General features: G+C 70.1%; 9 protein-coding genes. 4 read left to right on the forward strand and 5 right to left on the reverse strand.

Annotation, left to right across the window (positions count from 1 at the left end):
• The 3 genes from E7Z54_RS19175 to E7Z54_RS19185 all read right to left on the reverse strand — a co-directional run.
• Window positions 1–682: hypothetical protein (locus E7Z54_RS19175; protein WP_136436329.1), on the reverse strand; the 682-nt coding region annotated here is incomplete at its 3' end.
• Window positions 683–687: 5 nt separating this feature from the next.
• Window positions 688–1140 (reverse strand): hypothetical protein, encoded by a 453-nt coding sequence (locus tag E7Z54_RS19180; protein WP_136436330.1) that lies wholly within the window; start codon window positions 1138–1140, stop codon window positions 688–690.
• Between the two features lie 53 nt (window positions 1141–1193).
• Window positions 1194–2810 (reverse strand): tryptophan 7-halogenase, encoded by a 1617-nt coding sequence (locus E7Z54_RS19185; protein ID WP_206056406.1) that lies wholly within the window; start codon window positions 2808–2810, stop codon window positions 1194–1196.
• Between the two features lie 177 nt (window positions 2811–2987).
• Between E7Z54_RS19185 and E7Z54_RS19190 the strand changes: the two genes are divergently transcribed.
• Window positions 2988–3800: a protein kinase domain-containing protein gene (locus E7Z54_RS19190; protein WP_136436331.1), complete on the forward strand. Its 813-nt coding sequence runs from the start codon at window positions 2988–2990 to the stop codon at window positions 3798–3800.
• A gap of 8 nt (window positions 3801–3808) precedes the next feature.
• Complete coding sequence (locus E7Z54_RS19195; RefSeq protein ID WP_136436332.1) at window positions 3809–5407, forward strand: hypothetical protein; 1599 nt, start codon at window positions 3809–3811, stop codon at window positions 5405–5407.
• Between the two features lie 30 nt (window positions 5408–5437).
• Here the strand turns inward: E7Z54_RS19195 and E7Z54_RS19200 are convergent, their stop codons facing one another.
• Together E7Z54_RS19200 and E7Z54_RS19205 are read right to left on the reverse strand one after the other, a co-directional pair.
• Window positions 5438–6328, reverse strand: coding sequence for a protein phosphatase 2C domain-containing protein (locus E7Z54_RS19200; protein ID WP_136436333.1), 891 nt, complete (start codon window positions 6326–6328; stop codon window positions 5438–5440).
• Window positions 6325–7026 (reverse strand): vWA domain-containing protein, encoded by a 702-nt coding sequence (locus tag E7Z54_RS19205; protein ID WP_136436334.1) that lies wholly within the window; start codon window positions 7024–7026, stop codon window positions 6325–6327. The genes E7Z54_RS19200 and E7Z54_RS19205 overlap by 4 nt, the downstream gene beginning before the upstream one ends.
• 159 nt (window positions 7027–7185) lie before the next feature.
• Here E7Z54_RS19205 and E7Z54_RS19210 point away from each other — a divergent pair, with 159 nt between their 5' ends.
• The gene (locus tag E7Z54_RS19210) at window positions 7186–8523 is read left to right on the forward strand and encodes a protein kinase domain-containing protein (protein WP_136436335.1); all 1338 of its coding nucleotides are present in this window, start codon (window positions 7186–7188) and stop codon (window positions 8521–8523) included.
• A gap of 10 nt (window positions 8524–8533) precedes the next feature.
• Window positions 8534–8902, forward strand: a 369-nt coding sequence (locus E7Z54_RS19215; protein WP_136436336.1) for an FHA domain-containing protein, incomplete at its 3' end; no start/stop codon positions are given.

Genomic DNA, 8902 nt, shown 5'->3' on the forward strand with positions numbered 1-8902 from the left:
CGGGCGGAGACGAGGCCGCCGGCTGCGCCACCGGCTGCGCCACCGGCTCATGCTCATGCTCATGCGTGTGGTCGGCCGTCGCCGGCTCCGGCTGCATCGCGGGAACGGCCATCACCTCACCCGTCGCCTCGGCCATCTGGCCCGAGGTCGGGTCGGTCGGCTGCTGCGCCATCGGCGCGGTGACCATCATGCTGTCGCCGACCTCGCCCGGGACGACCCCGAACGAGCCGGCGGGCACCACCCCACCGTCGAGGCGGTACGACGACGGGCCGGTCGGCGCGCTCGCGCCGGCCACCGTCACGGTGACCGAGTCGACGGGCCATGGGATCAGCCGCTCGACCCAGGCGAGGCTGTCGGCGCCTGAGATCGCCTGGCCGTCGACGGTCACGGTCACGTCCCCGTCGACGAAGACGGCCAAACCGGTCGTGTGGGGGGCGAGCGCCGCGAAGCCGGGGGACTGCTCGACCGCGGTGGACAGCATGAGGGCGTAGCCGCGGACGAGCTGGCGACCCTGGCCGCCGTTGGCGGCGACCATCCGGGCGTGGTCGAGGTAGGGCTTCACCACGTCCGGGTCGGTCGAACCCACGAGGAGGACGACCGGGCCGATCCTGGCGAGAGTGCCGTCACCGGGGCCGGGCACGACCTTCGCCCGGGACCAATCCTCTGCGGAGACTGGAGGCATAGCTGTCACACGATCCTTCCACCGAAGAAGCGCCAGCGGATGAAGGGAACCCGCATCGGGCCGTTGGTCCAGATCCAGATCGCGATCCAGATCACCGAGAAGTCGATGAAGAACGCCCAGAACACCGAGGCCGAGGGGTTCTCCACGTCGATGCCCGGGATCCAGCCCAGCTCGAGCAGCAGCCACACCAGGGCGCCTTCGTTGAGGGCGGTGATCAGACCGAGCATCGTCGGCCAGTCCTTCTCCCAACGGAACTGCTGGATGCCGTGGTAGATCAGCTCCCAGACGATGCCGAGGACCAGGACCGTCGCCAGGATCAGGTAGGTGACCTTGTAGCTCTCGCGGTCGAACTCGAAGCCGCCGGGCAGGATCGGTGTCAGCACCAGGGTGATCAGGCCGCCGAAGACGACCAGCATGAAGATCCGGGTCTGGAGCCGGCCGTTGAGGGTGGGCAGCATTCAGCAGGCTCCTTCGCTGTGGTCGCGGGCGGCGGAGTGGGTCGCGGTGCCGGTCACGGCGCGCTTCCTGCCAGCCACTTCCACCACTGGATGGTCGACCGCACCGGGCCGATCCGCTTGCCGAACCCGCGCTTGGCGAGGTCCTGGTAGATCTCCTGCGCGGCGACCTGCAGCCCGAGGAACGTGTCCACCCCGGGGAAGTAGCCACCGAGCGTGGTCGCCCCGGAGGCGTACATGACGCCGATGCCCGACCGGGTTCCGATCAGCTCGAAGCTGCGGTCGACGTTGAGCCGCCCTACCGGGTTGCGGCTGGCACCGCCGTGCTCGAGCAGGTCCTTGAGCAGCCGGTGCTCGGCGATGTCGGCCTCGAGCCCGGTGCAGTCGATGACGAAGTCGGCCTCGATGGGCACCGTGCCCTGGGCGGTGCGGACGTGGTTGACGATCCGGTCGCCATGGGGCTGCATGTCCTCGACGGACCCGACGACGCAGGTGTACCAGCCCTCGCGGCGGCCCTGGTTCATCTGCTTCTGCCAGAGCTTGCGCCATGGCGTGTTGGTGCCGCCCATGCGCTTGTAGATCTCGGCGCGCTGCTCGCCCTCGAGCTTGCGGACCTGGGCCTTGAGCTGTCCGCCCCACACCGACTTCGGGTAGTTGAAGCCCTGATAGGCCCAGCCGTCCCCGCCCCGCCGGCGCATGGTCAGTCGTGGCTTGCCGCCGCCCGGCCTCGGGTCGGTCTCGTTGCCGTAGCCGTCGTTGGGCCCGTTGATGTAGGTCCGGAACAGGTGGACGATGTTGGTCTGCGCGCCGTGCAGCAGCCGGTCGTCCATCAGCCGCTGGAGCACGCGGGAGGCCACGATGCCGCCGCCGCGCACGATCACGGTGCTGGGGACCTGCATCAGGCGCTCGTAGACATGCTCGTGCGCCTCGTAGGCGTTGACGATGTGTCGGTAGTCGTTGTGCTCGGTGCGGTAACGCTGCAGCTCGGGGAGGAACTTCAGGCCCGGGTAGCCCACCGCGAGGTGCACGTACTGCGAGCGGAACGCCACACGCTTGGTGGCCGAGGCGCCCTCGGGCGGCGTGAGGATGGTGAAGTAGCCCCCGCCGTACCGCCGCCGGACGATGCGGACCAGGCCTTTGACGTGCATCTCGTTGTAGCCGATGCGGTTGGCCTCACGCTCGAGCTGCTGGAAGACCTCGCCGGCCTTGGGCGTGTAGTAGTCGGAGAAGATCGGCTCGCTGAACAGCTGCCAGAGCACCTTGAGCCTGCCGTGCCGCACGCCCTCGGCGAAGCCGTACGACGGGAAGCCCCAGATGTTGTCCGGCCGCGATGCCGAGTCGGACCGGAGCCGCTCCGGGCGGGGCACCTGGGACACCCGGGTGAGGTACTCGTAGGTCTGCCAGGGCCGGTCCAGCGTGCCGAGCACCCGGATCTGCGAGGTGGGCACGCCGGCGATCCGCAGGTAGTCGGTCGTGACGAAGCTCCCGATGCCGGAGCCGACGGTCACGAACGGCACGTCGATGATCGGAATCCCGGCGCTCGCGACGAGCTCGTCGGTCCAGAAGTCAGTCTGAAGCATCTGATCGGTCAGGTCGCCCGAGATCGGCTGCGCCGGCAGATAGGTCGAGGGATCGGTCGTGGGCACCACGGATGCTGCAGAGGGCTCGATCAACGTGCCTCCTTCGTCGCTCAGGACGTCGGGAACGCTACACCGCTACCTGGCCGCGCGCGGGCCGAATCCTGGTATCCCGGGGCACCGATTCTCCGGTTCGAAGGTGGGTCGCCGTGGCACCGTGCGATGCTGGATCGCGGCCGTATCGCGCGCTGCCGGACAGCCGGGGAGGAACGAGTGCAGGGAATCGCTGACTACGAGTTCGTGCGCCCGTTGGGGGAGTCGAACTACGGCACCAACTACCTCGCCAAGGCGCCGGCGCGGCTTGGGATCGCTGCGGCCGAGGTGGTCGTCAAGGTGATCGCCGGACCGACCTCCGATGACGCCTTCCGCCGGGCGACCAGGGAGCTGAAGCACTTCAGCGTCGCCGACTCGGACCGGCTGGTGGCCGTGTACGACGCGGGCCGTCACGGTGGCGCGTTCTACTACGCGATGGAGTACCTGCCGCTCGGATCCCTCGAGAGTCCCAATGTCGAGCTCGACACCAGTCGCCGGGTCGCGGCTGTCCGCGACGCCGCCCTCGCCGCGCACGCCCTGCACGAGCGGGGCATCGCGCATCGCGACATCAAGCCGGCCAACATCCTGGTCGCCGATGACGGCGGCCGTCTCTCGGACCTAGGTCTCTCGCAGCTGCTGTCACCCGGCATGGTCACCACCGGGCTCGGCCAGATCGGCCTCGAGTTCACCGATCCGGCGATCATGCTGGGCGCCCAGGCCTCACGTGCCAGCGACGTGTGGTCGCTCGGTGCCTCGCTGCACTTCGCGATCACCGGCAAGGGCGTGTACGGCGAGCTCCGCGGCACCGAGCCGCTGTTGCTGGTCCGCTCCATCCTGGCCTCGCAGCCCACGCTGTCCGAGGACCTGTCCGCGGCGGCCCGCTCCCTGATCGCCGCGTGCCTCGACGCCGACGTCGCGGCGCGGCCGCGGACTGCGGCAGAGGTCGCCGACCGGGCCAGCGGCCTCCTGTCCGACCTCGGGTCCACTGTCTAGGAGTGACGATGGAGCTGCACGAGGCCCTGCGGGAACTGGTCGCGAGCCACGGGACTTCGATCCTCGCCGACGCCACGGGCTTCCGTGGCGTGCTCGACGACGTGCTCGAGGAGGACCAGGCCAGCACGGGAGACATCAACCTCCTCGTCGACGCGGTGCGTTTCGACGCGCTCACCCCTCTCACCCAGATGATCGACGGCGGCGCCGACCCGGCGCGCGCCGTCGAGGAGGCGGGCATGCGGCTCGCTCGCAACCGTGGCGGCGACGACCAGGCTGCCTCCAGCTGGGCGTCCGCCGTGCTGGGGTACGCCGTCGGCAGGGTGCCGGAGGCAGTGGTGATGCGCTACCGGTCCCATCGGCCCGCGTCGACAGCCCTGCCGCCGCCCGGAGCCGCTGCTGCCGGACCTCCTCTCCAGTCGCCGCCGCAGACCGCCTGGCCGAGCCCCCCGACGATGCTTCCCGGCCACGGGTCTGCCCCCCAGCCGGGCCAGCCGGGCCAGCCGGGTCAGCTGCCCTACGGGCAGCCGGGATACGGCCCGCCCTCCTACGGCCAGCCGGGCTCGGTCCCCCCGGTCGGATCGGTCCCGCAGCCCGGTTCGTACGGCGCGCAACCGCACGGGTTCGCTCCGGCGCCGCCGAAGAAGAAGAGCCCGCTGGTCTGGGTCGCCGCAGCGGTCGTCGGCCTCGTCGTGGTCGCCGCCGGCGTCACCGGCCTCGTGTTCGTGAGCGGCGATGAGGACCCCGGCCCCGGCCCGGGCCCGAGCCCGGGCCCGGAGACGCCGACGGTCGACGTCGACCCGGCCGCCATCGACAGCCGCTACGACAGCCTGGCCTCGAAGATCACCACCGGCGCCACGGACTGCAAGGTCGGCACGGCCGGCAGCGGTGAGAAGGAGGTCATCGAGTGCACCGTGCCCGCCGGCAGTCTCCGGCTGGTCACCTACGCGGACGCGGAGTCGCTGACCGCCGCGCGCACCGCGCGGGTGGACCATCGCGCGGGGACCCTGAGCTCGGACAAGGGCGCGACCGCGCTCTACCAGTTCGACCCCGAGCGCGGCGGCACCTCCGACCCGGCCATCGTCTACTGGGACAGCCAGCACAAGCTCCAGTCCGCGACCATCACCGGCGACGCCGGCAGCAAGCTGGACTCGCTCAAGACGATCTACACCAGCACCTCGCCCCGGGTCGTCGAGCCGGTGAACCCGCAGCACCCGGTGCTGCGCGAGTTCATCAACATCAACATGTCGGTCTCGAGCTGCACCCGCCAGCTCACGTACTTCGCCGGGGAGACCGAGGAGAGCAGCTGCCAGGCGAATGTCGACGGCGTGGTCGTCAACGTCGGTCGCTACAGCACGCAACGAGCCATGCGGGCTGATCGGAAGTACTACCGGAGCCAGTACCAGAAGGCGCCGACCAAGGGGAGCGGAGGCACCTGGAAGTTCGGTGAGGGCCCGGCCGAGGGCGCCTACTACGCGTATCTCGACAGCACCGGGGAGACCGCGACGCTCTACTGGGACTGGAACAAGGCCGACTGCCACTGCTACGGCGTCGCGTGGAGCTTCGACGGCGACCTGCAGAAGCTCGAGGACTGGTGGCCGAGCGAGTGATGAGTCGCTGACAGCGGCTCGGCTCGCCGGTCAGGCGTCGTCCGCGACCTCCGGAGCGGGCAGCGTGTCGGCCAGGTCCGGGCGCGAGATCCCGTCCACGTCCGAGCGAACCATCAGTGCCATCGTGGTGTCGTCGCCGCCGATCCTCGCCGGCTCCGCGAGCCACTCGGGCAACTGGTCACGGATCCAGTTCAGTCCCCGGGTGCGGCTGAACTCCAGCAGCTGCTCACCCGTCTCCCGCCACCAGCCGTCGGCGTCGACGCGGGGCCGGCCGAAGCCGTCGGTGCAGAGGAAGATCAGGGCGACGTCGTCGACGCGGGCGTCGACCACAGCCACCCGCAGGGCATCCAGCGGCCGTGGCTGGCACAGCGAGGTGGTGTGGAGGCCGTCGAGGTCAGGATCCTCGGGCAGGGGGCGGGACGCCTCTCCGTGCGCTGAGACGAGGACGGAGTCGCCGTCGCCGATCTGGAGGAAGGCGATCAGGTCGCCGACGGCAGCGGCGGCGAGGATCGTGGTCCCGTAGGCCCGCAGCGGGTCGCCGGCGGCGCCCGCCTCGACCTCGGCGGGGGAGTAGGGGTTGGCCTCGAGGTGGTGCGTCACCTTCGCCACCCAGGTGTCGACCAGCGAGGCCGCCGTCCGGCTCAGCAGGTCGAGCGCGGCCTCGCCGTTGTCGGGGCCGTCGAGGGCGCCGAGCTCCGGGAGCATGCGGCGCAGCACCTCCACGGCACTGACCGCGGCGAGGGCGGAGCCCGTGTCGCTGCGGAAGTGGAGCTTGTGGCCGTGGCCGTCGGCGACCGCGATGACCGCCTGACCGCTCGCGAGGTCGCTCCAGGTCAGCACGGCGTCCTGGATCGGCAGCTGGTCGCGGACGTGGACGGAGCCGATCGTCGTGCCGGACAGCGTCGTCCAGCAGGCCGTCATGCGAGCGTGCTCCAGATCGGGTCTCCGATCGGGGCAGGCGGAGCGGCGGTCACGCCGGAGCCGGGACCGACCACCGGTCGCGAGGCGACCTTGCTGGCCGCCTTGGAAGCCCAGACGATGTACTCGACGAGCTGCTCGGGGTTGTCGGCCCGTAGCAGCGGGACCTCCTCGTCGCCGATGAATCGGCGCAGCGAGTGCATGTCGGCGTCGCGGCCGACCCCGAGCGCGAGCCTGACCGCGGTGGCGCCCCACCGGTTGTTGAGCAGTGCCTGCAGTCCCTCGGCGAAGGTGACGCCGCTGCTCTGGGTCGGGCGGCCGTCGGAGACCAGGATGATCGCGGGCGGGAAGGCGCTGTTGTTCTCCTCGAGGTGGTCCAGCGCGCCGGCCAGGGCCTGGAGCGCGCTGCCGAGCTCGGTGAACCCCCGGGGCACGGCCTCGAGTCGCTTCCAGTGGACCTGGTCGACAGGAGTCGGCTCCTCGATGATCCACTGCGGCTCGTTGGCGAAGGCCAGCACCCGGATCAGGAGCTCGGCGTGCGGGTTGGCTCGGGCCTCGTCCCGCAGGTGGGGCAGGACCTCGGTGATCGCGTTGTTGAGGGCCTGGATCCGGCCGCCGCGCATCATCGAGCCCGACACGTCGAGCACGAAGATGAAGTGCAGCGGCTTGCGCGCGAGTGCGCCACCGAGCCGGTCGCTCATCGGAGCCCTCCTTCCGGCGGTCGGGAGTGTTCGACGCCGTCCATCCCAACGCTATCGGTGAACCGGGCGGAAGGACTGCGTTTCAACTTCCCGGGATCAGTCGAGGCTATAGATTGACACGCAGGTCGAACAGAGCGAGTACGGAGGTCAGGCACACCCATGGTGCTGGCAGAGGGCGTCGAGGTCGACCTCGGACCGTTGGGTCGAGCTCGGGTGACCTCTCTTCTCGGCCAGGGTGGCCAGGGCTACGTCTTCGAGGTGCGCCGTGACACGGGCGAGCCGCTGGCACTGAAGTGGTACAAGCCGGAGAGCGCCACGGCGCAGCAGTACGACGAGATGCAGCAGCTGGTCGAGATCGGCTCGCCGCACCAGCGCTTCCTGTGGCCACTGAGCATGGCGCGGGTCGCCGCGGAGCCGAGCTTCGGCTATGTCATGCACCTGCGGCACCCGCGGTTCCTCGAGCTGAGCTACCTGCTGCTGAACGCCGACCGCGACGGCAACCCCCTGGACGTCTCCTTCTCCTCACTCATCGAGCTCTGCCGCCAGCTCAGCTACAGCTTCCTGCGGCTGCATGCCCGTGGCCTGTGCTACCGCGACATCTCCTTCGGCAACGTCTTCTTCGATCCGGCCAACGGCGACGTGCTGATCTGTGACAACGACAACGTCGGCATCGACAACGGCACGGGTCGGGTCCTCGGGACGCCGTACTTCATGGCACCGGAGGTCGTCCGCGACACCACCTACCGGACACTCCCGAACACCGACACGGACCGCCACTCGCTCGCCGTGCTGCTGTTCTACTCGTTGTTCCTCGGTCACCCGCTCGAGGGCACCCGCACCGACGCCGGCATGCGCGATGCGCACTGGCTGATGACGCACTTCGGCACCGAGCCGCTCTTCTGCATGCACCCCGCCAACCCCGAGAACCGTCCGGCGCAGATCGTCCAGCAGTACTGGAACATCTACCCGCAGTTCCTCCGCGACCTCTTCGTCCAGGCCTTCGTCGACGGGCTGGACCAGCCCGGTGCCCGGGTGACGGAGGGCCAGTGGATCAAGGCGATGGACCGGCTGCGTGACGGGATGCTGGCCTGCCCGACGTGTGGCACCACGAACTTCTGGAGCCCGGGCACCGACGGCGTGATCTGCTGGCAGGACCAGACCGAGGTCCGGCCGCCGTACCTCCTGCAGGTCGGGCGCCGCAACGTCGCCGTGGGGCCGCAGACCACGATCCGCTCCGACCACCTGACGTCCGGCATCGACCACCCGACCGTGCTCGCGCGAGTACGCCAGCATCCCGAGGCCCGCGGCCGCTGGGGCCTGCACAACGCCTCGGACTTCTCGTGGCCGGTCTCCTATCCCGGCGGCCAGAACTTCCTGCTGGAGCCCGACCGCACGATCGAGCTCGTGAACGGTGCGAAGATCCAGATCCGGAACGCGACCGTTCACGTGCGCCAGCCGCCGACGCCCGCACCGGCGACAGCAGTCGCGACCCCCTAGGGTGACGCCCATGTCTGCTCTCGTGGTCGAGGTCGAGGGACGCCTCCTTCGCCTCGAAGGCAAGCCGGTCTATCGCATCGGTCGTGCGATCGAGGCCGACGTCGTCCTCACCGCCGGCTCGGTCTCTCGCCAGCATGCCGAGCTCCGCGCGACCGAGCACGGCTGGACCCTGGTCGACACCGGCAGTCAGTTCGGGACCTACGTCGACCACGAGCGGATCAGCGAGTACCCGATCGAGCGGCGAATCGCGGTCCGTTGCGGACCGCCGGCTGCCGGCGCCGACCTGGTGATCGTGCCGGCCGAGCAGTACGACGACGCAGCGGCCACGCCGAGCGCGCCGGCGCCGCCTCCACCGATGCCGGTCGCCGGGAGCCTGCCC

The sequence above is a fragment of the Nocardioides sp. genome (assembly GCF_004803405.1).
In the GTDB taxonomy this organism is placed as follows: domain Bacteria; phylum Actinomycetota; class Actinomycetes; order Propionibacteriales; family Nocardioidaceae; genus Nocardioides; species Nocardioides vastitatis.

Coding starts and splice junctions, on each gene's coding strand:
- E7Z54_RS19180 (WP_136436330.1), bottom strand. CDS start 1,140: ATGCTGCCCACCCTCAACGGCCGGCTCCAGACCCGGATCTTCATGCTG.
- E7Z54_RS19195 (WP_136436332.1), top strand. CDS start 3,809: ATGGAGCTGCACGAGGCCCTGCGGGAACTGGTCGCGAGCCACGGGACT.
- E7Z54_RS19200 (WP_136436333.1), bottom strand. CDS start 6,328: ATGACGGCCTGCTGGACGACGCTGTCCGGCACGACGATCGGCTCCGTC.
- E7Z54_RS19205 (WP_136436334.1), bottom strand. CDS start 7,026: ATGAGCGACCGGCTCGGTGGCGCACTCGCGCGCAAGCCGCTGCACTTC.
- E7Z54_RS19210 (WP_136436335.1), top strand. CDS start 7,186: ATGGTGCTGGCAGAGGGCGTCGAGGTCGACCTCGGACCGTTGGGTCGA.